The 240-nt window shown below is 70.4% G+C and carries 1 pseudogene; it reads left to right on the top strand.

What is annotated here, in order from left to right:
- Positions 1–240 (top strand): annotated as a pseudogene (locus KVS71_RS18485) (hypothetical protein); the annotation flags it as partial.

Here is a 240-nt window from a genome sequence, read left to right as displayed (position 1 = left end):
AACCAGGACGCCTACGTTGCCGTGATCAGCCAGTGGGGACCGAACGAGGAAGAGTCCGGGGCGGTCGCCGACGCCGAGGTCGTCCGGATCGGCACCGCGCACTGGCCCCAGTTCTCGGCGCCCGAGCGTTTCGCCGAGCTCCTCGTGCGCGCGATCGATCGTTGTCGGGAAGAGCCGGGCTCAGTGCCCCATGCCGAGACCGCCGTCGACCGGGATGACGGCGCCCGAGATGTAGCCGGC

The sequence above is a fragment of the Microbacterium sp. GbtcB4 genome (assembly GCF_019091465.1).
GTDB classification, from domain to species: domain Bacteria; phylum Actinomycetota; class Actinomycetes; order Actinomycetales; family Microbacteriaceae; genus Microbacterium; species Microbacterium paraoxydans.
This window is presented reverse-complemented; position numbering and strand designations above follow the sequence as displayed.